This window comes from Paraburkholderia fungorum, from assembly GCF_902833645.1.
Classification (GTDB): domain Bacteria; phylum Pseudomonadota; class Gammaproteobacteria; order Burkholderiales; family Burkholderiaceae; genus Paraburkholderia; species Paraburkholderia fungorum.
In genome coordinates, this window is the sequence record NZ_CADFGE010000002.1 from 968,594 (window position 1) to 989,987 (window position 21,394).

Sequence of the window (21,394 nt, forward strand, 5' to 3'; positions counted from 1 at the left end):
TGCCGTCACACGCCACGGTTCATCACGACGGGTCCTGCGCCATCGAACTTTTCGCCGACACCGCCGAGCTGACCCGGTTGCGCCCCGCCGCCTTGGCCGCGTATAGCTGCCTGTCGGCAGCGGCCAGCAGATCGAGCGCGTTCGCGCCGTCCGCCGGCACACAGGTCGCGCAGCCGATGCTTACCGTGACAGCGATCACCTCGCCGTCGTGATGCGCGACTCGCAGACTCTGCACCTTGCTGCGAATCTGTTCCGCGACGTTGAGCGCGCCTTCGGCTGCGGTATCCGGCAGGATGACGGCGAACTCTTCTCCGCCGTAGCGCGCCACCAGATCGACCGGACGCAGCACCGTCGCGGAGATGCATTCGGCCACGGCGGTCAGCGCCTCGTCGCCGCTTGCGTGGCCGTAGACGTCGTTGAAATGCTTGAAATGATCGATGTCGATGAACAAGGCCGATAGCGACTGCCCCGAGCGCCGCGCGCGCCGCCATTCTTCATCGAGACGCTTGTCGAGCACACGGCGATTGCTCAGGCCGGTCAACGGGTCGGTCGCGGCCAGTCGCATCAGCGCCGCCTGCGCCCGGGATTTGTCGCGTAACGCGAAAGCAAGCAGCCACGAGACCATCACGAACACCGCGCCGAAAGCAAGCGTCAACACGCCGACAATCGTGCTGCGACGCCGCCACGGTGCGAGCACTTCATCCACGGACGGCGCAACCGCAGCAATCAGCGGCGTGCCCGGCACACGTGCGTAGGTGAACATCCGGCGCACGCCGTCCACCGCCGAGATCGCGATATACGAGCCCGAGTCATGCGCGGCCATCACCTGGAAGGTCGGCGACCTCGCTATGCTTGAGCCGATATCGCGCGAGGAAAACGGCTTGCGCGCTAGCAAGGTACCGTCGTCCGTCACGATGAACACGGAGCCCAGTTCGCCGGTGTTGATCCGGTCCAGCAGATGCTGAAAATACTCGATGCGTATCGCCAGCAGCGCAACGCCGCCAAACCTGCCATCGGCTTCATTGATGCGCCGCGTGAGACCGATCGACAGCTTGCCGTCGCGCAGCCGCGAGCGGTACGGGTGCGACAGATAGAGCCCCGCGACCGGATTGCGTTGATGCACCAGAAAGTAGTCGCGGTCGCCCAGGCTCACCGAGGCGTCGATCTCGTCGTTCTGCGAGGCGAGCACCCGGCCGTCCGGGCCGAGTACATAGGCGCCGCCAAGGTAGGCCGCGGTGGTTGCGCGATCGAACAGCACGGCCCGCCGCAAGCCGGGAGGCAGGGTCCACGTGCCGGGATCGCGTGCCCCGTCCACCATTGCCTCCAGCGATAAATCGTAAATCTCGACATTTCGTTCGAGATCGGTGGAAATGATCGAGACGAGGTTTTGCGCCGTTTCGCGCGCATGATCGAGCGCGTCGGCGCGGCCGCTGCTCAGCGTCAGCAGCGTCAAACCGGCCATCGCCACGGCAACCAGCGTGCCGGCCACGCCCGCAAAAAACGGATGGTTGCCGACGTAGCGCGCCACCTCGGTCCCACCGGCGCGCGACATGAATCGCAACCGTCGACGCCGCGAAAGCGTTGGATGTGCCACGTGCGCATCGCCTCCTTCGCAAAAGGTCAAGCCGGCGGATCAATCCCGACGCATGGCCAATCGGCTTACTCGGGCCGCCTCGCCTGGGCACGCGGCCGCCCGCCGCGCCGGATTACAGTTTGCGCAGCAGTCCCGCTGCCGCGCGCATCCGGCGTTTGCGCTCCTTCCTGAACCAGCGAAGCGCTGCGTCGGTGTCGCCGGATCCGGCTAGCAAGTCCACGTTGTCGCGCAACAGCATTTCGCTCGCGACAATATCGTTGAGCGCACCAAAACGCTTCTGAATCCGCTTCAACCGCTTCAGCACGCGTTTGTGGTTGCCGCTCAAAACCGGCTCGAAAAACTCGAGCAGATAGCGCACTTTTTTTCCGGCCTTTCTGACGTCGTGGAAGGCGGTGTAGTTGGAGCGCTTCGCGCGAGACGCGCGTTTTATGCGTTTTTTTAGCGAACGTTCAGAAGCAGCCACCCGTTGATCGACGAACGTTTGCAGCGGCACCCGCTCATGAGCCGTGTTCAATTCCTTGCTGGCGCTGCTTAGCGCGTCTTGCAACAGACGTTTGACATCCGCGTTTGAAAGCGTTTCGCGACTTGTCGCCAACGCGTCGCCGCGCACTGCCTGGAGTTGCGGCGACAACTCGGGCGCAACAGGCTCGTTGCCGGCAATCAACGCGATCAGAATGTCCCAGTCGCGCGTCTTGCCGGCTGCCGTCGCCAGATACTTGTACAGCGCCCGTTGGCGCGTATTCCCACCTTTTTCCAGCAAGGGTTCGAACGCCCACCACAACGAGCGCAGCCGCCGCAGCGACACGCGCAGTTTGTGCAGCGCTTCGGGCGACGCGTCTTCATGCACCTCACTGGCATGTTCGATCGCCGCATCGACAAGCGGCGCCGCGTACGACGCAAAGGCAGCCTGGGCAGAGGGCTCTGCTTCGGCCGATGCACGATCCGCAGCCTGATTACCGACCTTGCGACTTGCTTGCATCACTGCACGTCCTTCAAAGGCCCATTTATGTCAGCCTAGCAAAAAAAGGTCCCGGTGGATATCCGCCGTCGCGTCACCTAAACTGCACGAGGATGTCCGGCAGAAAATGCACGTTGCATGAGCGGCTATCCGTAGTGCGCCTCTTCGGCCGTCCTGAATCGCGCTATGCCATACGAGCTTGCACGCGGGCTTGGCGGGAGTTGAACCGGACTCGCCATTCCATGGCACACCGTGCATTTCATGCCTAGTTATTTTCGGACCACTTATCATTATTGCGCGCCGTGCAATCTGCAGCTTACGCCGCAGCGACGGCCTCCACACCCTTCTCGCGAATCCGGACCCGCATAGCTGTCACGCCATCGTCATCATTGCGTCACACAGGCACCGCAGGATCGGCAGTTCCGCGATAACCTTTTTGGGGCATATGTCATGCCGGAACTCTCGTACCCGCAACCGGGCGCAGCAGAAGAAAAGGGGCGCAGTATTGGCCTCATCATTTTCCTCGTCGTGATTGCGATCGGTGCAGTGTATTGCGCCATGCACCTGGCAAGCGATCTACAACCGGTTCGTGAAAGCTCGGTATTGCCCTATTTCCTGCTCGGCGTTGCGCTCCTGATCGCGCTCGGCTTCGAATTCGTCAACGGCTTTCATGACACGGCCAACGCAGTCGCTACCGTGATCTACACCCATTCGCTCGCGCCTAACCTTGCGGTGGTTTGGTCCGGCGCGTGGAATTTCCTCGGCGTGCTGACTTCAACGGGCGCGGTCGCGTTCGGCATCCTGCAACTGCTGCCCGTCGAGCTGATTCTGCAGGTGGGCAGCAGCGCGGGTTTCGCGATGGTCTTCGCACTGTTGATCGCCGCGATCATCTGGAATCTGGGCACCTGGTATTTCGGACTGCCGTCGTCGAGCTCGCATACCTTGATCGGTTCGATCATCGGCGTAGGTCTGATGAATCAAATGATGCACGGCGCGAACGGCACAAGCGGCGTGGACTGGAATCAGGCGCTCGGTGTGGGCAAGTCCCTGCTGTTTTCGCCGCTGATCGGCTTCGTCGCTGCGGCCTTGCTGCTGTTGATCCTCAAGGCCGTCGTGCGGATTCCCGCGCTGTATGCGGAGCCGAAGGGGAAGAAGCCGCCGCCGTTCTGGATTCGCAGCCTGTTGATTCTGACCTGCACGGGTGTTTCGTTCGCGCACGGTTCGAACGACGGCCAGAAAGGCATGGGGCTCATCATGCTGATCCTGATCGGCACGGTGCCGACCGCGTATGCGCTGAACAAGGCCGTCACGCCGGCGGAAACGCAGACTTTCATCGCTGTGGCTCAACACGCCGCGGATACCCTCGGCAAGTACACGCAAGGCGTGGCGCCGTCCGCCAATCCGCGCGCCGACGTCGAAGCGTACGTGCGTACCCGTCAGTTGACGCCCGCCACCGTGCCGGCCTTGCAGCAACTCACCACGCTGATCGGCCAGCAGGTCGGTGCATCGGGATCGATGGCGGCCGTGCCGCAAGCTATCGTCGATAACGTGCGCAACAATATGTATGTCGCGTCCGAAGCGATTCGCCTGATGGATAAGAGCAAGCAGCCGGCCTTCTCGTCGGACGATGCCAAGGCGATCGACAACTTCAAGGCGCAAACCGATCACGCCACCAAGTTCATCCCGACGTGGGTCAAGGTCGCGGTCGCCATCGCCCTTGGTCTCGGCACGATGGTCGGCTGGAAGCGCATTGTCGTCACGGTCGGCGAAAAGATCGGCAAGCAGCATCTGACCTACGGCCAGGGTGCATCGGCTGAAGTGGTCGCGATGCTGACGATCGGCGCGGCCGACATGTACGGCTTGCCGGTCTCGACCACACACGTGTTGTCATCCGGCGTGGCCGGCACCATGGCGGCCAACGGCTCCGGCTTGCAATGGGGCACCGTGCGCAGCCTGATCCTCGCCTGGGTGCTGACGCTGCCGGTTTCCATCGCGCTGGCGGCCGGCCTGTACTGGCTGTTCAGGATGCTGTTCTGAATCGGCTGAAAGCGCCGGAACCGCTGTAGCCGGGGCAAGCCCGGTTGCAGCGAGCGCAAAAAAAGCGCGGTTTTTGCCGCGCTTTTTTTATCCCACCTGACGGGCCGAAACCCGCAACCCGCAGCCCGCTCAATAAATCTCCGGCACGATCATCGACGGCGGCACCGGCTGGCGGCTGTACTCGTCGTGATAAACCCGCGCGGGCAATTCGACCATCGGATGCTCGATCTCGTGGTACGGCACCTGGCTCAGCAGATGGTGAATGCAGTTCAGGCGCGCGCGCTTCTTGTCGACCGCCTGCACGACCCACCATGGCGCTTCGGGAATGTGCGAGCGCTGCAGCATGACCTCCTTCGCCTGCGTATACGCTTCCCAGCGGCGCCGGCTTTCCAGATCCATCGGACTGAGTTTCCACTGCTTCAGCGGATCGTGGATGCGGTTCTGAAAGCGGATTTCCTGTTCTTCGTCGGTGATCGAGAACCAGTACTTGAGAATCTGCACGCCGCTGCGCGCCAGCATCTTTTCGAATTCCGGCACTGAGCGGAAAAACTCTTCGTACTCGTCGTCGGTGCAGAAATTCATTACGCGTTCAACGCCCGCGCGGTTGTACCAGCTGCGATCGAACAGCACCATTTCGCCGCCCGCCGGCAGATGCGACACGTAACGCTGGAAATACCATTGCGTGCGTTCGCGGTTGTTCGGCGCCGGCAAGGCCGCCACGCGGCACACGCGCGGATTGAGCCGCTGCGTGATGCGCTTGATCGCGCCGCCCTTGCCCGCTGCGTCGCGCCCTTCGAAAATCACCACCAGGCGATGGCCCGTCTGCACGATCCAGTCCTGCAGTTTGACGAGTTCGCCCTGCAGACGAAACAGCTCGCGGAAGTACACCTTGCGCGCCTCGCGATGTTCGGGCGAGAAGCCGTCCGCGCCGTCGATGATACGGTCGTCGACCTCCATTTCGAGCTCTTCGTCGTACGCGTCGATGAGGTCTTCCTCGAAACGGCGTTGCCGTTCTGCCATGACTTCGGCCTCGGGTCTCGGATCCAGCTCTTTCATTAGGACTCTCCTGGCAACGGAAATGGTTAGGCGCGCGGCGCATGCGTGTCGCGAACGGGTTCGATTATCGAAGCGCGAGGTGTCAGCCGTGTTACCGGTGCGGCGGCCACGCGTTGCTGCGATGGATTCGCCCGCGGCCCGCGCGCCGGGTGGTGAGCCATGATAGCGACTTTTGCGCGGCTGCCCAGGCCCTAACGCAGCGGCTTCGCAAAGCTGAGTTCATGGCCGTCGGGATCGGTAATGTGAAAATAGCGCTCACCCCATGGCGCATCGGACGGTTCGAGCGACGGCTTCAAACCCGCCGCCAGCGCCTTCCGGTAGAGCGCGTCGACATCCGAGACGTAGAGGATCACACGGCCCCACCAGTTCACCGGGGCACGGGTGTCGACAATCAGGTTCAGATACGAGCCGCCAAATGCGAACGACGTGAACGCTTCGTTCGAACCGCCGAATTTGATCGGAAAACCCAGCGCTTCGTAAAACAGTACCGCGCGCGGCATATTGTGAGTGGCGAGCGTGATGGCGCTCAGCGATTCGATCCGTGGGCCGGCCGGCTCCGCCGGGTCGGTTCGCACACTTGGCGACGCAGAGGCTGCGGCTGACGTGGTAGGCGAGTTCATGGGCTACCTCCTTGTTCACATGGTAGCGCCGGACGGGCTTGTATGGCGCAGCGGACATTGAGGCTGGCGTTGGGGCTGGCATGAGGCTGGCATGAGGCTGGCATTGAGGCTGGCGTTGAGGCTGGCGTCGCCCGGCACGGGAAAGTGCCCGCAGCCGGCCTCGCCCCCGCCGCGTGGGCACTTGAAAACCCTTCCACCGCCCCGCATCTGGATTTCCGTTTATCCGGAGCATCGCCATGGGAAGCCGTCCACGCTTCATCGATGACCTGTCGCGCGCCGCATCCGACGCCCCCGGGCCAGATCCACTCAGCGTTTTATCCGACGAAGCCCTGCTCGACGCCTATTCTCGCACCGTCATCGGCGCGCTGGAACGCGTTCAGCAGGCCGTCGCCTTCATTTCCGTCGAACGCCGGCTGCCCGGTGCCCCCGCCGGGCGCGACAGTCGCGGCGGCACCGGCTCGGGCTTTCTGTTCACGCCCGACGGCTATCTGCTCACCAACAGCCACGTCGTGCATGGCGCCACCCACATCACGGTGACACTCGCCGACGGCGCGAAATTCGACGCCGATCTGGTCGGCGACGATCCCGGCAGCGATCTGGCCGTCCTGCGCATCGGCTCGCCGGAGCCGCTGCCGCACGTCGAACTCGGCGAATCGTCGAAGCTGCGAGCCGGTCAGATCGCAATCGCGGTCGGCAATCCGCTCGGGCTCGCGCAAACCGTGACCACCGGCGTAGTCTCGGCGCTTGGCCGCTCGCTGCGCTCGAATTCGGGCCGCATGATCTACGACGTGATCCAGACCGATGCCGCGCTCAATCCCGGCAATTCGGGCGGCCCGCTGATCAATTCCGCCGGCCAGGTGATCGGCGTGAACACCGCGATCATTCCCGGCGCGCAGTCGATCTGCTTCGCCACGGCGATCGATACGGCCAAGTGGGTCATCATGCAGATTTTCGCGCATGGCCGCGTGCGGCGCGCGTACATCGGCGTGGCCGGCACCACGAGGCCGCTGTCGCGCCGCGTGCAGCGCTATTTCGGCCTGGACTCGGCAAGCGGCGTGCACGTCATGGAGATCGTCAAAGGCAGTCCGGCCGCGCTCGGCGGTCTACGCACCGACGACACGATCGTCGCGATCGATACGCTTACGGTGCAAGACGTCGATAGCCTGCAACGCACGCTCGACGCGTCGCGTATCGACAAGCCCGTCAACGTGACCGTGTTGCGCGGCGCACAGCGACTCGAATTGACCTTGACGCCGGTCGAGCAAACAAGCTGATCGTGCCGTTGCAGAGCGGCTCAACAGAACCTCACACGCGTTTGGCTCGCGGATAAAAAAGGCCTCGCACTCAATCTTGTGCGAGGCCTTTTTTCTGCCTGCGGCGCATCCGCAAAGATGCGCCGCCTGGATGCTTTATTTAACGATTCAACTCAAGCGTTCACTGGATCACCCGCGTGACACCACGGCCGCGCGGATCGGCTGCCGCTTCCGGCGTGTCGCCGTTGACCTTGATCGCCTGAATGTCGCCGCTGAAATCCTGCCCCTTCAGCGTGTAGCCCTTAGCCTCGATCTGCTTGGCGAGTTCGCCGTCGATCGGCTTGTACGGCTCCCAGAAGATCGTGTTCGGCGGCAACAGTTGATGATGGAAACGCATCGCCGCAACCGCGTCCTGCAAGGGCATGTTGAAGTCGTAGATATTGTTGATCACCTGGAAGATCGACGTGAAGATGCGCGAGCCGCCCGGCGTGCCGATCACGAGCGACACCTTGCCGTCCTTCGTCAGAATCGTCGGGCTCATCGACGACAACGGGCGCTTCTTCGGTGCAATCGAATTCGCGTCGCTGCCCACCACGCCGAACATGTTCGGCACACCCGGCTTCGCGGAGAAATCGTCCATTTCGTCGTTCAGCACGATACCCGTGCGATCCGCCACCACGCCCGAGCCGAAGTAGCCGTTGATGGTGTACGTGTTCGACACGGCATTACCCCACTTGTCGATCACCGAGAAGTGCGTGGTTTCCGCCTTCTCCGGCATCGACGTGCCGAGACCCGGCTGCACGCTCTTCGTATCCGAAGGCGTAGTCGGGTTCACCTCGGCTGCGCGTTTCGCGAGGTATGCGTCGTCGGTCAGTTGTGCGACCGGCACCTTGTAGAAATCCGGATCGCCGAGATACTGCGCGCGATCGGCGAACACGCGCTTCTCGATTTCGGCAATCAGGTGCACGTATTGCGCGGAATTAAGTGTGACGTCCTTGAAGTCGGGTGCGATGTCGGCCTTCATCTTCAGCAACTGCACGAGACCGATGCCACCCGAACTCGGAGGCGGCGCGGTAATCACGTGGTAGCCATTCCAGTCTGCCTGGATCGGCTGACGCCACACCGCCTTGTACTGCTGCAGATCGGCCTTCGTAATCAGACCGTGACCGCGCATGGAAGCCGCGATCAGATCCGCCGTCTTGCCCGAGTAGAAGTCTTTCGCACCCTGATCCGAAATACGCTGCAGCACGGCGGCGAGATCCGGTTGCTTGAAGTTCACGCCCTGCTTCAGGTTACCGAAGTAGGTGTCGAAGTTGGTCTTGCCGGCAAAGTCTTTCGCTGCGTCGTCGCGGCGTTGCTGCAACTGCTCGCTGACCACGAAGCCGTCGCGCGCGTAGTGAATCGCCGGTGCAAGCACCTGCTTCCATTTGAGCTTGCCGAAGCGGCGTTGCGCCTGCCACATACCGTCGACAGTGCCCGGCACACCGACCGCGCGATAGCCGAACAGGCTCATGTCCTTGATGACTTCGCCCTTGTCGTCGAGGTACATGTTCTTCGTTGCAGCCAGTGGCGCACGCTCGCGATAGTCGAGGAAGTACGGCTTGCCGTCGACATACAGCGTCATGAAACCGCCGCCGCCGATATTGCCCGCTTCCGGATACGTCACGGCAAGCGTGAAGGCAATCGCGACTGCCGCGTCGACGGCATTGCCGCCTTCCTTGAAGATCTGTTCCGCGGCGTCGGCGCTGTACTTGTCGGCGACCGCAATGGCTGAAGCGGTGAGAACTGCCGGCTGCGCTTTCTCGGGCGCCTTGGCAAAGGCTGGCGTGGCTTCGAGAAGGCCGCTTGAAACGGAGACGAGCGCGACGAGCGCAAGTCCGCTAACGGACGATTTGGCGTTGTGAAACAACTTCATTGGATCCCCTCCGAGACGACTTCTTCATCTGACGTGAACGAAAGCTGCCTTGCGCTTATAACATGCGGGTCCGGCATTTGCGAACCCGTGGCGCGCATGGCGTGCATGCTGCGGCACACAAAAACCCCGCGCTTGACGACGCCGATTATCGTGAGCCGCGACGGTTCGAATTAACTCCGAACCCAGCTACCGCGCCGCACCAAAAGAACCCGCGCAAGCGCGAACACTCACGCGGTGCCTCTGCTGCCGCGGGCAATTTCATCGCCGGCACCTGGCGGCAGGCGCGCGGTCACCGGAATCGACAGGAACGAGAACAGGCCGACCACGAGGAACGCCGGCCAGAAGTCGGAGAACACGATAGTCGAATGACCCTGCACGTTATGCGAGATTTGCAGCACAATGCCGGCGATCGTCACCCCGAGCCCCAAGGAAATCTGCTGGATCACGCTCGCCACACTCGTCGCGCGGCCGACGTCGCGGCTTGAAATATCCGCGTACGCCAGAGTATTCAACGACGTGAATTGCAACGACGGGAAAAAGCCGCCGAACAGCACCACACACCAGATCAGCCAATGCGGCGTGCCGGGAAAGAACAGCCCGTAGACGGCAATGGCGAGGCCCGCGCAACCGGCGTTGAACATCAGCACCGTGCGGAAACCGAAGCGGCCGAGAATGCGCGACGCGGCCGCCTTCATGAAGATCGAGCCGAACGCTGACGCGCAGGTGATCGATCCGGACTTGAACGCTGTCATGCCCAGACCTTCCTGCAACGCGAGCGGCAACAGAAAAGGCACCGCACCGAGACCGATGCGAAACAGCGAGCCGCCCACCACGCTCGCGTGAAAGCTCGGAATGCGCAACAGCCGCAAATCGAGTACCGGCAATTCGACGCGGTTCGCGTACAGTACGTAAATCACCAGCAGCACCACGCCAATCACGCACATGCCGATCGATGCGGTATTGGACACCAGTCCGCCGCCAACCAGCGAGAGCCCCAGCATGAACAGCGACGCCCCGCTCGCCGACAATACGAAACCGGTCCAGTCGAGCCGGCCGGGATGCGCTTCGCGCACGTTGGCGATGTGTTTGTTCGCGAGCCAGATCCCCAGCAAACCGATCGGAATGTTGATGAAGAAAATCAGGCGCCAGTGCAGATACGTCGTAATGAAGCCACCGAGCGGCGGCCCCACGACCGGCCCGAGCAGCGCGGGCACGGTCAGATAGTTGACCGCGCGGATGAAGTCCGACTTGGGCACCGAGCGGAAAATAATGATGCGCCCCACCGGCACCATCATCGCGCCGCCGACACCTTGCACGAAGCGCGCAACCACGAAGGTGCCAAGCGAAGTGGACGCCGCGCACATCAGCGAGCCGGCCATGAAGATGCCAATTGCCGTGCGAAACACGGTGCGCGAGCCGAAGCGGTCGGCAACCCAGCCGCAAATCGGAATGAAGACGCCGAGGCCGATGACATACGCCGTCACGGCAAGCTTGAGGGTGATGGGGTCCTGGCCGAGATCGCGCGCCAGAACTGGCAGCGACGTCACGATGACCGTGCCGTCCACGTTTTCCATGAACATCGCACACGCGACGATCAGCGGAACAATGAAAGTGCCTAAAGCGAGAGGCATTGGCATGACGGCGGGCTGCAAGGCCGCCGGTGTAAAGCGGCAATTATCGCACTGCAACGACAACAGATGTTGCTAAACAGTGTCCTTTGGCATTCGCTAATCGCGGCTTGCTATCCGGTACCGAATAGTTGAGCGCGCAACGACGCGGCACAGCCTACGAAAAACAGGAGTAAAAAAGGAAGAAAACGCGATGCGATGATGAGCCGGAATATAGCCGGCTCATCATGCCATTCAGAAGCACTTCAAAAACAAATGCCGAAGCGGAACTCAGCGTGACGCGCTGACCAGCGGTTGCAACGACGGCAGAATTTCGGTGCTGGCGCGAGCGACGTCGTTCGGGAAGTCGATCTCGATCCACGGCGAGCCGGTCACGTCAGCCGTGTCGAATACCTGACTGCGCTCGAGCAGCAGGTCGCGCACCGCTTCTTCGTGCGGCATGTTGGCCCGGCCGCTCTCGACGTAACCCGCGACGATCTGCGTGAAACGTTGCGCGGTTTCCTGGCGGAAACGGAAGAATCCCACCGATTCGCCGATGGTGTCGTACTCGAGATTGACGGCGAGCTGCTTGCGCAACTCGACCGGCACGCCGTCTTTCAGACACAGCTTGACGGGCTCGTCGCCCGCTTCGAAATCACGGTCGATCAACAAACGGTTGACCGTTTCGCCCGCCACCAGCGCGTTCAGGATGCGCTCGTCGTAAAGCACGTCGGCATCCATCAGCAGCACGTCGCCGCCGCGCGTGAGCGCCTCGGCCACCGTGTGCACCGTCAGCACGCTACCCAGGTCGTAACGCGGGTTCAGCACGGTTTCCACCTTATGCGGCCAGTTGATGCGCTCCAGTTCCGCCTGCACCGATTCCGGCTGGAAGCCGAGCGCCAGCACGACCTCGGTCACGCCGGCGGTTTCAAGCATCTGCAGATGCCGTTCGAGCAGGCTCATGCCGTCGAACTGCAACAGGCACTTCGGGAACTGTGCCTGCGGCGGTTGCTGGAGACGCAGGCCTAGGCCCGCTGCGAGGATGATGGCACGCATGCGCAGTCCTTTGAAAAAATTCGGAGATTAATCGACAACCGGTACGCGCCCGGTGGCGCGCCGCCGTTGCCAGCTTCGTTCGCTGAAGTGCAACACCAGCAGTCCCGGCAAACCCAGCAGGATTTCACGTGCGCGCTTGGCGAGCGACAACGCCAGCGCCGCGTCCGGCGGCAGCCCCACCAGCGGCGCGAGCAGCAGATAGCCGCCTTCCTGCACGCCGAGCGAGCCCGGAATCATGAACGCCGCGCCGCGAATCGCTTGCCCGAGACTTTCGAGCAGCAGTGCGTCGACCCAGTCGACCGGATGACCGAGAAAGCGCAGCGCGAGCCACACCTCGACCGTGCCGACGATCCAGCCCGCCAGGCTCAGCGCAAAGCTCGCCGCAACGCGGCCGCGCTCGCGGTAGATTCCCTGCACGGCGGCGTCGACAGCTTCGGCGCGCGTCATCAGCGACGACCAGTCGCGTTTGCCGAACACCTTGGAGACCACGCCCAGCAAACGGCCGAACAGGCCGCGCCGCTGCGCGTAATAGAAGCCCGCGATCATCGCGCCCAGTACGCCGGTGGCAATGAGCGTGGCGGTCCGCAGGTCGTGAAGCGCGCCGTGTGCGGCGTAAGCGCCGAACAGCAGCAGCCCGAGCAGCGCGAAAACGATTTGCGCGACTGCTTGCGCCGTCGTGCTGACGGTAATGGCGGCCGCCGCGTCGCGCATGCGCATGCCGCGCTGGGACAGTTGCCGCACCATCACCACGGGGCCGCCGATCTGGCCGGCCGGCAACAGACTATTCACCGATTCGCCGATCCAGCGTGAGAACACCGCATCGCGCAGCGCGACGTCATGATGCACACCGTCGTGCCGGCGCCGGAACAGCACCGCGATCGCGCCGGCATCGAGTACCAGCGGCACGAGGTGGAACACCGCGACCAGCACGAGCCCCCAGCCTGCCGCGGCCAGCGCCGAGGCAACGGAGCCGAAGCCCTGCCACGCGAGCAGGCCGACAAACAGCGCCGTCCCGATCGACAGCAGAATCAGGGCCGCGCGTGTCATGCGTGGCCCTTGCCGCGCTTCGTCATTTGACTGAAGACCTGACGGAAACCGAAGTACGCGATTGCGTCCTTCATATTGGAGATGAAACGGCGCCACGGCCGCATATTCGGATCGGTGACGTACTCGAAAGTCAGCGACACGCGCATTTCGTTCGCGCCAGCCGGCGTGATGCGATGCCGCAGCTTGTCGCCGTCGAAGAACACCAGGCCGCCCGGCGGAATCTGCACCGAGCCCGGCTGGTCCGGCACGTCCGGATTGCGTGTGTGCAATTCGTAGTCGAGCCGGCACGACGATTCGTCGATCACGCCGAGCAACAACGTGTAGCGGCGGCCGTCATAGTACGAAGTATCGTAGTGCCAGCCGATGTGGTCGCCGGCCCGCGTGTAGTAATACAGCGCATACGCGTGCGGATCGTCTTCAGGCGACACCTGCAGCTTGTCGCCACTCAGTTGCTCGAGCCAGCCGATCAGTTCCTTCGACCGGTAAAGCTCGGCGATGAACGGCGCGAGGCGGTCGATCGTATGGCGGCTCACGCTGCCGCCCTGCTTGTGGCCCGGCAGATAGTTGCGGTTCACTTCGTCGAGCAGACCACGCGCACTCTGCACAAGCTGGTCAGTGACTTCGGGCGCGAGGAAATCTTCCAGATACAGGAACGCGCCCTGCTCGGCGAAATCCCTGGAGAGCCGCGGCGTGTTGAAGGTCCGCGTACGGCTCGCCACCGCGCGATCGGCATTCGGCGCAGGCGCGGCCGGCGTAACCGGCGAGCGTTCAACTGAGATTGGCGCGATCACGTCGTCTTCGGCGTGCATACTCATTCACTGGCCCACATTTGACTGGTTTCAGGTTGCTTGGCAGGGACGGCCGCCAGGCGGGCAGTGCGGCGCGAAACGCGCCAGTAATCGACCACGACCCATGCAGCAAAGAGCGGCGCGCCAATCGACGCCACCACTACGAACGGTGTGACGACGCTCGTCAGCGTGACAATGGGCAGCAGATACAACACGTCTTCGGTTTCGAATCCGCCCACCGAAGCCTGTTTGGTGCCCGCCTTGCCCGCCATGTCCTCGATGCGCATACGCAGGAAGAAAATCAGGGCGACCGCAACGCCGGCCACGGCGCCGAGCCATCCCGGTGAAACTTTCAATGCGCCGACATACGTCGTACCGATTCCCATGCCGACGAACAGCATGACGGTCACGAGCGCGTCACAAGCCAGATCGTAAAAATGACCGATCCGGCTCGATTTTCCGCCGATGCGCGCGAGCTCGCCGTCGGTATGGTCGACGAAGTTCGACAGCACGATCAGCAAGGCGCCCGCATTGGCTGAGGCAAATCCGCCGCGAGCGAGGCACAGCGCGCCCGCCACGCCGATCAGCAGGCGCAGCGTGGTCAGATGGTTTGGCGTAACCCACGTGTTGACGAGCGGCGTGACAAGCCGGCGGGCGAGCCGCGCATCCCATGTCCTCGGGGCCGGAACGTTCGACGGAATTTTTGGTAGGGAATTCATAACCCGGAAATATATACGGGATCGCGAAAGCGTGCTTTATTCCTTAACGTTTTCTTAAGGCCTCGCGTGCCCCTCAAGTGCCGGCTGGTGGGCAAAGTATGCCGAATCACGTTAAAGTGCGAATCCAGTTGCGCCTGTCATGACGGATCACTTCGATGCGCAGCGTTTTTTGGGTCGCGGCATTTGGCCGCCACCCGTTGCGAACACACTACATCGAACGCAGGTCGTTATTCACGCTTATGAAATGCCTGTTTTTCTCAGCACTCCTCGCGCTGACCACCGCGGCGCTGCCGCTTACCAGTCACGCCGCCGCTCTCGACACACCGCTGACCTGCAATGAAAGCGGTCATCAGTTCATTGCCGATCTCGCCCAGCAACAGCTGATCGACCCGAAGCCGACGCGAGTCGAAAGCAACTCCATCAATGCGTTTTCACCGACCCGGGGCGCCGACCTGACCGCCTACGGCTTTCACGTTTTCGCGGTGGTCGGCTACGAAAAAGACGACCCGATGTTTCGCGTCGGCGATGGCGAGCCGGTAGCCCGCTCGGCTTATGGCGTGGTGGTGTTCGGCAGCGAATCCAAAGTCCAGAACGCGCTCACCGAAGCCGGCAGCACGGCGATCGCGCACCGCGTGGCGCCGCTCATCACGGCGATTTTCTGCAAACGGAGTTGAGGCGGGCGGCGCGCTGCCGCCCGGCACCGCCACTCCCCTACAGCTTGATCCCCGCCGGATCCGCCGTCAGATACCCCACCGTCGCGCCAAAACGGTCCTTATAGTTCGCCCGCACGAGCGGATCGAGCGTCGATTGGACCTTGTCGTGCAACGGTGTTTCCCAATCGCCGACGTGCTGAAAGTTACTCATCACGTAAGTCCAGCCGTTGATTTCGTCGACCGCATGCAGGCCCGTCGACTCCGCCCCCGCCGGGCATGACAACACGCGCGCGAGCGTCTTCGTGTCGACGTTGTAAGCCCACAGGAAATTGTTGACGTGCATGCCGCTGTCTTCGCCGATAAACAGCGTGCGCAGTTTTTCGGAGAACTTCAGGTTATCCGGATTCGCGATGCGATCCGCGTTCGCCGTGTTGCCGAGCGCGTCGGCGGCCGGCAGATCCTCGCCGACCAGCGCCGCGGGCGCGGCCATATCGACCGGTACCCACTCGCTGTTGATCGCGCCGCCGCTGCGGTCGCGCTGGCCGCCCTTCATGTTCAACGCGTAGACCGCACCAGCGTTGATGGTCTTGTCAACCGCGACATCGGTCGACGCAGCATTACCGCGCACCATCGATTTCTCGATGCGCGACATCGCCGAGTACAGCACTTTGTCCTTGATATTGACCGTCGTGCCTTCGAGCTTCGTGAAGCCCATGCTGCCGCCTGCCAACGCGGCATAGCGGTGCGTTTCGAGGAAGGTCGCCGCCTTGGTCATGCCCGGCTTGACTCGCACCCAATTGAAGGTGCCGTTGTAGTTGATCTTCGTGTAAGTCGGATCGGCGGGATCCCTGGTCGCGATGTCCATGATGTCGCTCGCGCGCAACTGGTTGGCGAGCGCCTCGATTTCGTCGCTGCTCGCGTGGCCCAGATTGATCCATGAGAGCGTCGCCGCGCCCGCGCCGCTCGATGAGGTTTGCGTCCACTTCGCCACATACAGCGTGCCGGCCGACAGATCGGCCTCGCGATCGGCGATGAACATGAACAGGCCGCCGTTGGTCGCGTCGTCGCCCATCAGCACGGTGCGCTTGTCCGGCATCACCTGAATCAGTTCGTGCGAGATGCGGCCAAGGCAGTAGTGCTTTTTGATCGTGCCGGTGCCGTCGGGATTCACGGTCACTTCCGGCAGATGACCATAGTGATAAGGGTTGGCCGTCGTTTCGTCGCCGAACAGACTGCGGCTGAAGCCCTTGAACTGGCTATTGGTCGCGATCGTGGAAGCGTCCGGCTCGTATTCCTCACTCGACAGATGCGTATTCCACGGCGACAGGCTCGCGCCGCACGTGATCCACAAGCCATGCGCCTTCGACGTATCCACGTTGGAATAACCCGCCAGAGTGAGCTTGCCGGTAGCCGGGTCCTGATCGAGCGTGAGCACGGCAATCGGCGAAGGCAACTGGCCGTACATCGACTTCAGGCTCTGATCGCGGGTGGTGTACTCGAACTGCACGACCGCAAATACCGCATTGCCCTTGAGTCCCTTGACCGTCGGCTTGTCGAGGCGGATCAGGGAGCTGCCGTCCGGACAGTCCGAATAGAACTGGCGCTCCTTACCGGAAACGGATTTATCGATGATCGGCTGATTATTGATGTCGAAGTAGCCGCCGGCCAGGATCGTGCCGCCCTTGATGTTCGGCACCATATCGCCGGTCACGAAGAACGGCTGGTAAGCGAGCTTGAACGAGCGGCTGCTGCCGTCGCTCAGTTGCACCGTGAGGGTGGAGCCGACCGTGGTTTTCGCCATCGCGGTGGGGTCCGCCAGCGTCGGCGCGGCCATGGCGCTGAAGGCCGCCGAGACGAAGTTCGCCACCGGCTTGACCGGCGTTGCCAGGTCGTCGCCGCCACCGCAGGCGCTCAGCATCGACGCCGTAGCGAGGCCGCCTAACGGCAGCATCGGCACGCCAGTGAGTATTTTCAGGGCCTTGCGGCGGGAAAGGTCGAGCTGCTCTGCCATGTTGTCGTGATCCAGGTTTTGGGTAGCGTGGGTGATTGCACAGCCGGCACGCACTCAGATCCAAAACCGCATGGTTCACGCTCGCGCCGCTATGACGCGAGGATTCTATGAAGTCAATGTGAAAGTATATTGACAGCTTTCAGTAATATTAAATTTAGCAGTTTGTCAGTAAACCGTGGTACGCCCGGCTCAGCCCGGGCGGCGAAATTCGTTCTCGACCCACGCAGCGGCGCTCGCCTTGCTGAGCTTGAAGTTCGGTGCGACCTGCACTTGCGCGAGCTGTTCGCCGAACGTGTCGAGCGCGGTCAGCAGCGCGTACGGTTCGTCTTCGTCGGGAACAATGTCGAGCGTGATGTCGAGTTCGTCGTTGCCGTCCGCGCTGGCCACGCGCACTTCTTTATGCAACTGGGCGCGCAGTTGCTGCTCGTGGCGGCGCAGCACCTCAGACGCGGTTTTCACCAGCGTGTTGAATGCCGAGGTGTCGAGCGGCTTCGGATCTTTCTTGTTGCGGCCCATCGTCCACGGACCGACGAGCGCCGGTTCCGCTTCGCCGTCTTTGATCATGGCGACGGCCCAGCCTTCATCGTCTTCGTTCTTGATGACGCGCGCGGTCCAGCCGTCGTCGCGCCACAGACGCGCTTCGTGCACGGTTTCCGGCTGCGCTTCGTCAAGCTGCTCGGGGATGGCTTCGTGGATTTCGGGCGCGCCTTCCGTCGTGGGGATAGCAGGGGTGTCGGACGATGGAAGGGGGGTATCGGTCATTACAGGTTTACTCACGTTCGCGGGGCGGAAACACATCTCAAGCCTGCGATTCTACCCGCCCCGCGCGCGCTCAATCCGCCCTCTGACGACTGGATAAGCCGGTGCGAGCCCGTCGTTACGCGAAATAGTGCATTTCGTTATGCATGGGAACTTATTAATTCATTATAAAAGTTTCAAAAAAAACGCGGCCCGAAAGCCGCGTATAAAAGATGAAAAAGACACCCCTGGTCAAGGGGTGAAGTGAATTGTAGAACCGTAATACGCCCGGATAGACCATCCGAATTGGAAGAGTGCGTTGCAGAAAACAGAATGAATCGGATTCGCCTAACGATTCGCCCAAAATCCTTACCGGATATGACGAAGCGCGAGCGTCGCGATCGAGCAACATCGATAATTTGACAATTAGTTACAGCACCGGGAAATCCGGATGTTTCTCCTTTATTTATCCACACTTACGCAATTACAAATCGTCATTGCGAAATGGAAAAATCATTGTTGTGCCATACGCGCTTAAACATCTTAATAGCAGGAATACACTTCGCAGCGGATCGTCAGGCAGCCGGTGGAATCGGCTCACGCACTGGAATGCGATTCTCTACGCACTGTCCCGGAGTTATCTAAACATGAAAAAAACCCTCATCGCAGCAGGTCTCATGGGCGCGTTCGCCATCACGGCCCACGCACAGAGCAGCGTCACGTTGTACGGCACGCTCGACGCCGGCCTCGTCTACTCGAACAACCAGGGCGGCCACAGCAACTGGCAACAAGGCAGCGGTTCCGTATCGAACACCTACTTCGGTCTGCGCGGCAGCGAAGACCTTGGTGGCGGCCTGCATGCCATCTTCACGTTGGAGAACGGCTTCAATCTGAACAACGGCCAGGATACCGAGAGCAGCACGATGTTCAATCGTCAGGCTTTTGTCGGGCTGAAGAGCGATCAATACGGCGCGCTGACGCTCGGCCGCCAGTACGACTCCGTGGTCGATTACCTCGCGCCGCTGTCCGAAGCGGGCGCGGGCTTCGGCAACAATCTGGCCGCTCACCCGTTCGATAACGACAATCTGGACAACTCGTTCTCGATCAAGAACGCTGTGAAGTACACGAGCGCGAACTATGCCGGCCTCAAGTTCGGCGGTCTGTATGGCTTCAGCAATTCGGCTGGCCAGTTCTCGAACAACCGCGCGTGGAGCGCCGGCGCTTCGTACGACAACGGTCCGCTGAGTGTAGCGGCCGCCTATCTGCAACTGAACAACTCGGGCAGCTCGAACCTGAGCGGCGCCGTCTCGCAAGGCGACGGTACTGCCGCAGTCGCGGCGAACCTGCAGCGCACGTTCGGCGCCGGCATCAACTACACGTACGGGCCGGCAACGGCAGGCTTCGTGTACACGCACACGCAACTCGACGGCATAAGCGGCGTGGACGTCGGCGGTGTCACGCTGCCTGGCGTCGCGGGCACGAACCTGCATCTGGACAACTACGAGTTGAACGGTAAATACGCACTGACGCCGGCACTCAGCCTCGCCGCGTCCTACACGTTCACCGATGGCAAGATGTCGGGGTCAAACGGCTCGGGCGATCCGAAGTGGCACACGGTGTCGCTGCAAGGCGACTACTCGCTGAGCAAGCGTACCGACGTGTACGTGGAAGGTGTGTACCAGCATGCATCGGGCGAACTCGGCAACTTCGGTGCGAACGTGGCGGCGATCAACACGCTGGCGCCGTCGTCGACCGGCAACCAGGTTGCCGCTGCTGTGGGCCTGCGTCACCGCTTCTGAGTTGTTCTCTTCGCGTTCAGTGCTTCCGTTGCGCTGATAGCGCGTGTAGAGCGGCGCACCTCTGCGCTCCGCAACCGAAACCGCGCGTGACACGATTACGCGCGGTTTTTTCATGCGGCTTACGTTCTCACATTTCCACGTAGTCATGGTGACGGCGCAAGCACGCCGTGGGTATACTGAGGCCGGCTGCCTTCCTTGCCTCGACGCCGTTATGTCGCTACGTCGTAACGTCGCTGCGGTTGAACGGCGGTTTCGTCGCGAAGCATGACGCTGCGTTCAAGCGCGTCGCGTTTCGCCCGCGCCCCAAGTTCCCGAGTACGACCGGGGACGCCGACGACCGAACCATGAAAAGACTTCTCCTGCTTGCCCCCGCTGTTGCCGTCACTGCTTTTCTCGCTGCCTGTGGCTCTTCCAGCGGTCCCGCCCGCGATGCGTCCCAACCGATGATGTACGTGTCTTCGCAACGTGCCCCTGCCTATATCGCCGATTGCCTCGAAGACAAGCTGTCGCGTGTGCGAATGTCGCGCGTCGGCGGGGCGACCGAGATCGCGGTCGGTTCCGATTCGAACACCTCCTATTTCGTCACGCTGACGCCGTACAACGCCGGCTCGGTCATCAAGGTGATGCGTCCCGCGAATGCACCGGACGATCCGCCTGAACCGGAAATGCGCTTCGACATTGCGCGCTGTGCGACCTCCTGAGTTTTTGGTCGCACGATTGCGTGATTGAGCGGCGCCCTCCAAGCCACGCCGATACGTGATTTTTTATATCGCGTGTCGGCTATTTTTTTATCCGCTCATCTGCGAACATAGCCGCCCCCTGACTTTTATCCGACGCGCTGCGTCGTGAGGTTCGATGGCATCCAGCAAAGCACATCACGCGACCGGATTCGCGGCCGGTGTTATCGCGGCGGCGGTCGTCGCGCGCATCGGTGGCGGCGGCTCGTTTCATCTCGGCGTGCTGTTGAGTTTCATCGCCGGGGTGGCCGGGAGTACGGCGCCGGACTGGCTGGAAGTGGCATGGTGGTCACGCGCACGAAGACTGTGGATCACCCATCGTACGTTGACGCATTGGGGGGTGGGGTGGGTCGCGTTGCTCGTGGTTTCTTATCACTGGCTTGGGCGGTCTGGTTATGCTGCGCCCGCGTTTGGGTTTGCTTGCGGCGGGTTGATGCATCTGTTGGCCGATTGGCCTAATCCGCTTGGCGTGCCGTGGGTCGCCGGGCGGCACTCATTGAAGCTCTGGAATAGTGGGCATTGTGATTTGATTGTTGTTGCGGTTGCGTGGGTTGTTGCTTTCTTTGTTGGGGAGCGTGTTTGGGGGCATGGGGTGCTCGGGGTTTCGGTTTTGCGGGGATGGGGGTGGCTTTGACTCGCGTCTTCTGGGTTTTTTTTGGCCTTTCCTTGCTTTGGTAGTGGTCTATTAGCGTTGCCCCTGTGCGGGGCGGCATGTGGTGGTCAAGTAATCCTGGACACTTTTTCCGCTTTCCACTTTTTCTGCATGGTGACTTCGTATTCGGCGGGCGGCATGTTGCCGGCCGCCG

At 61.9% G+C, this 21,394-nt stretch carries 18 protein-coding genes; 6 read left to right on the forward strand and 12 right to left on the reverse strand.

Translation table 11 applies throughout. The annotated features are described in order from the left end of the window. Nucleotides 1-22: 22 nt before the first annotated feature. Nucleotides 23-1,594: a sensor domain-containing diguanylate cyclase gene (locus HWX91_RS11050; RefSeq protein WP_028200522.1), complete on the reverse strand. Its 1,572-nt coding sequence runs from the start codon at nucleotides 1,592-1,594 to the stop codon at nucleotides 23-25. A 112-nt stretch (nucleotides 1,595-1,706) separates the two neighbouring features. Then, nucleotides 1,707-2,573 (reverse strand): CHAD domain-containing protein, encoded by an 867-nt coding sequence (locus HWX91_RS11055; RefSeq protein WP_030099901.1) that lies wholly within the window; start codon nucleotides 2,571-2,573, stop codon nucleotides 1,707-1,709. A 429-nt stretch (nucleotides 2,574-3,002) separates the two neighbouring features. Here HWX91_RS11055 and HWX91_RS11060 point away from each other — a divergent pair, with 429 nt between their 5' ends. Beyond that, on the forward strand, nucleotides 3,003-4,589 hold the full coding sequence (locus HWX91_RS11060) for an inorganic phosphate transporter (RefSeq protein WP_028200524.1): 1,587 nt from the start codon (nucleotides 3,003-3,005) through the stop codon (nucleotides 4,587-4,589). A 129-nt stretch (nucleotides 4,590-4,718) separates the two neighbouring features. Here the strand turns inward: HWX91_RS11060 and ppk2 are convergent, their stop codons facing one another. Both ppk2 and HWX91_RS11070 read right to left on the reverse strand, forming a co-directional pair. Beyond that, a complete protein-coding gene (gene ppk2 / locus HWX91_RS11065; RefSeq protein WP_028200525.1) occupies nucleotides 4,719-5,645 on the reverse strand; it encodes a polyphosphate kinase 2 in 927 nt (308 codons plus the stop codon). A gap of 191 nt (nucleotides 5,646-5,836) precedes the next feature. Beyond that, the gene (locus tag HWX91_RS11070) at nucleotides 5,837-6,265 is read right to left on the reverse strand and encodes a VOC family protein (protein WP_028200526.1); all 429 of its coding nucleotides are present in this window, start codon (nucleotides 6,263-6,265) and stop codon (nucleotides 5,837-5,839) included. Between the two features lie 236 nt (nucleotides 6,266-6,501). Here HWX91_RS11070 and HWX91_RS11075 point away from each other — a divergent pair, with 236 nt between their 5' ends. After that, complete coding sequence (locus tag HWX91_RS11075; protein WP_028200527.1) at nucleotides 6,502-7,539, forward strand: S1C family serine protease; 1,038 nt, start codon at nucleotides 6,502-6,504, stop codon at nucleotides 7,537-7,539. 160 nt (nucleotides 7,540-7,699) lie between these two features. Here HWX91_RS11075 and ggt read toward each other — a convergent pair whose 3' ends face one another. The 6 genes from ggt to HWX91_RS11105 form a co-directional block, all read right to left on the reverse strand. Beyond that, nucleotides 7,700-9,433, reverse strand: coding sequence for a gamma-glutamyltransferase (gene ggt / locus HWX91_RS11080; protein WP_028200528.1), 1,734 nt, complete (start codon nucleotides 9,431-9,433; stop codon nucleotides 7,700-7,702). Nucleotides 9,434-9,660: 227 nt separating this feature from the next. Next, on the reverse strand, nucleotides 9,661-11,064 hold the full coding sequence (locus HWX91_RS11085) for an MFS transporter (protein ID WP_028200529.1): 1,404 nt from the start codon (nucleotides 11,062-11,064) through the stop codon (nucleotides 9,661-9,663). A gap of 267 nt (nucleotides 11,065-11,331) precedes the next feature. After that, the gene (locus HWX91_RS11090) at nucleotides 11,332-12,096 is read right to left on the reverse strand and encodes a phosphocholine cytidylyltransferase family protein (protein ID WP_028200530.1); all 765 of its coding nucleotides are present in this window, start codon (nucleotides 12,094-12,096) and stop codon (nucleotides 11,332-11,334) included. 27 nt (nucleotides 12,097-12,123) lie between these two features. Next, nucleotides 12,124-13,143 carry a flippase-like domain-containing protein gene (locus HWX91_RS11095; RefSeq protein WP_028200531.1) on the reverse strand — a complete coding sequence of 340 codons (1,020 nt, stop codon included), beginning with the start codon at nucleotides 13,141-13,143 and terminating at the stop codon, nucleotides 12,124-12,126. Beyond that, a complete protein-coding gene (locus tag HWX91_RS11100; protein WP_028200532.1) occupies nucleotides 13,140-13,958 on the reverse strand; it encodes a HalD/BesD family halogenase in 819 nt (272 codons plus the stop codon). Before HWX91_RS11100 ends, HWX91_RS11095 begins: the two co-directional genes overlap by 4 nt. Next, nucleotides 13,955-14,650 carry a CDP-alcohol phosphatidyltransferase family protein gene (locus HWX91_RS11105; RefSeq protein ID WP_028200533.1) on the reverse strand — a complete coding sequence of 232 codons (696 nt, stop codon included), beginning with the start codon at nucleotides 14,648-14,650 and terminating at the stop codon, nucleotides 13,955-13,957. Before HWX91_RS11105 ends, HWX91_RS11100 begins: the two co-directional genes overlap by 4 nt. Nucleotides 14,651-14,889: 239 nt before the next feature. Between HWX91_RS11105 and HWX91_RS11110 the strand changes: the two genes are divergently transcribed. Further along, nucleotides 14,890-15,324, forward strand: a complete 435-nt coding sequence (locus HWX91_RS11110; protein ID WP_028200534.1) for a hypothetical protein — start codon at nucleotides 14,890-14,892, stop codon at nucleotides 15,322-15,324. Between the two features lie 37 nt (nucleotides 15,325-15,361). Here HWX91_RS11110 and HWX91_RS11115 read toward each other — a convergent pair whose 3' ends face one another. Together HWX91_RS11115 and HWX91_RS11120 are read right to left on the reverse strand one after the other, a co-directional pair. After that, a complete protein-coding gene (locus HWX91_RS11115; protein ID WP_028200535.1) occupies nucleotides 15,362-17,314 on the reverse strand; it encodes a PhoX family protein in 1,953 nt (650 codons plus the stop codon). Nucleotides 17,315-17,503: 189 nt separating this feature from the next. Next, on the reverse strand, nucleotides 17,504-18,076 hold the full coding sequence (locus HWX91_RS11120; RefSeq protein ID WP_028200536.1) for a hypothetical protein: 573 nt from the start codon (nucleotides 18,074-18,076) through the stop codon (nucleotides 17,504-17,506). Nucleotides 18,077-18,699: 623 nt separating this feature from the next. Between HWX91_RS11120 and HWX91_RS11125 the strand changes: the two genes are divergently transcribed. The 3 genes from HWX91_RS11125 (at nucleotide 18,700) to HWX91_RS11135 (ending at nucleotide 21,222) form a co-directional block, all read left to right on the forward strand. After that, on the forward strand, nucleotides 18,700-19,851 hold the full coding sequence (locus HWX91_RS11125) for a porin (protein WP_028200537.1): 1,152 nt from the start codon (nucleotides 18,700-18,702) through the stop codon (nucleotides 19,849-19,851). 344 nt (nucleotides 19,852-20,195) lie between these two features. Then, a complete protein-coding gene (locus HWX91_RS11130; RefSeq protein ID WP_028200538.1) occupies nucleotides 20,196-20,552 on the forward strand; it encodes a hypothetical protein in 357 nt (118 codons plus the stop codon). 154 nt (nucleotides 20,553-20,706) lie between these two features. Continuing rightward, on the forward strand, nucleotides 20,707-21,222 hold the full coding sequence (locus HWX91_RS11135; protein WP_081833268.1) for a metal-dependent hydrolase: 516 nt from the start codon (nucleotides 20,707-20,709) through the stop codon (nucleotides 21,220-21,222). The last annotated feature ends 172 nt before the right edge of the window (nucleotides 21,223-21,394 follow it).

Coding starts and splice junctions, on each gene's coding strand:
- HWX91_RS11055 (WP_030099901.1), bottom strand. CDS start 2,573: ATGCAAGCAAGTCGCAAGGTCGGTAATCAGGCTGCGGATCGTGCATCG.
- HWX91_RS11060 (WP_028200524.1), top strand. CDS start 3,003: ATGCCGGAACTCTCGTACCCGCAACCGGGCGCAGCAGAAGAAAAGGGG.
- ppk2 (WP_028200525.1), bottom strand. CDS start 5,645: ATGAAAGAGCTGGATCCGAGACCCGAGGCCGAAGTCATGGCAGAACGG.
- HWX91_RS11070 (WP_028200526.1), bottom strand. CDS start 6,265: ATGAACTCGCCTACCACGTCAGCCGCAGCCTCTGCGTCGCCAAGTGTG.
- HWX91_RS11075 (WP_028200527.1), top strand. CDS start 6,502: ATGGGAAGCCGTCCACGCTTCATCGATGACCTGTCGCGCGCCGCATCC.
- ggt (WP_028200528.1), bottom strand. CDS start 9,433: ATGAAGTTGTTTCACAACGCCAAATCGTCCGTTAGCGGACTTGCGCTC.
- HWX91_RS11085 (WP_028200529.1), bottom strand. CDS start 11,064: ATGCCTCTCGCTTTAGGCACTTTCATTGTTCCGCTGATCGTCGCGTGT.
- HWX91_RS11090 (WP_028200530.1), bottom strand. CDS start 12,096: ATGCGTGCCATCATCCTCGCAGCGGGCCTAGGCCTGCGTCTCCAGCAA.
- HWX91_RS11095 (WP_028200531.1), bottom strand. CDS start 13,143: ATGACACGCGCGGCCCTGATTCTGCTGTCGATCGGGACGGCGCTGTTT.
- HWX91_RS11100 (WP_028200532.1), bottom strand. CDS start 13,958: ATGAGTATGCACGCCGAAGACGACGTGATCGCGCCAATCTCAGTTGAA.
- HWX91_RS11105 (WP_028200533.1), bottom strand. CDS start 14,650: ATGAATTCCCTACCAAAAATTCCGTCGAACGTTCCGGCCCCGAGGACA.
- HWX91_RS11110 (WP_028200534.1), top strand. CDS start 14,890: ATGAAATGCCTGTTTTTCTCAGCACTCCTCGCGCTGACCACCGCGGCG.
- HWX91_RS11115 (WP_028200535.1), bottom strand. CDS start 17,314: ATGGCAGAGCAGCTCGACCTTTCCCGCCGCAAGGCCCTGAAAATACTC.
- HWX91_RS11120 (WP_028200536.1), bottom strand. CDS start 18,076: ATGACCGATACCCCCCTTCCATCGTCCGACACCCCTGCTATCCCCACG.
- HWX91_RS11125 (WP_028200537.1), top strand. CDS start 18,700: ATGAAAAAAACCCTCATCGCAGCAGGTCTCATGGGCGCGTTCGCCATC.
- HWX91_RS11130 (WP_028200538.1), top strand. CDS start 20,196: ATGAAAAGACTTCTCCTGCTTGCCCCCGCTGTTGCCGTCACTGCTTTT.
- HWX91_RS11135 (WP_081833268.1), top strand. CDS start 20,707: ATGGCATCCAGCAAAGCACATCACGCGACCGGATTCGCGGCCGGTGTT.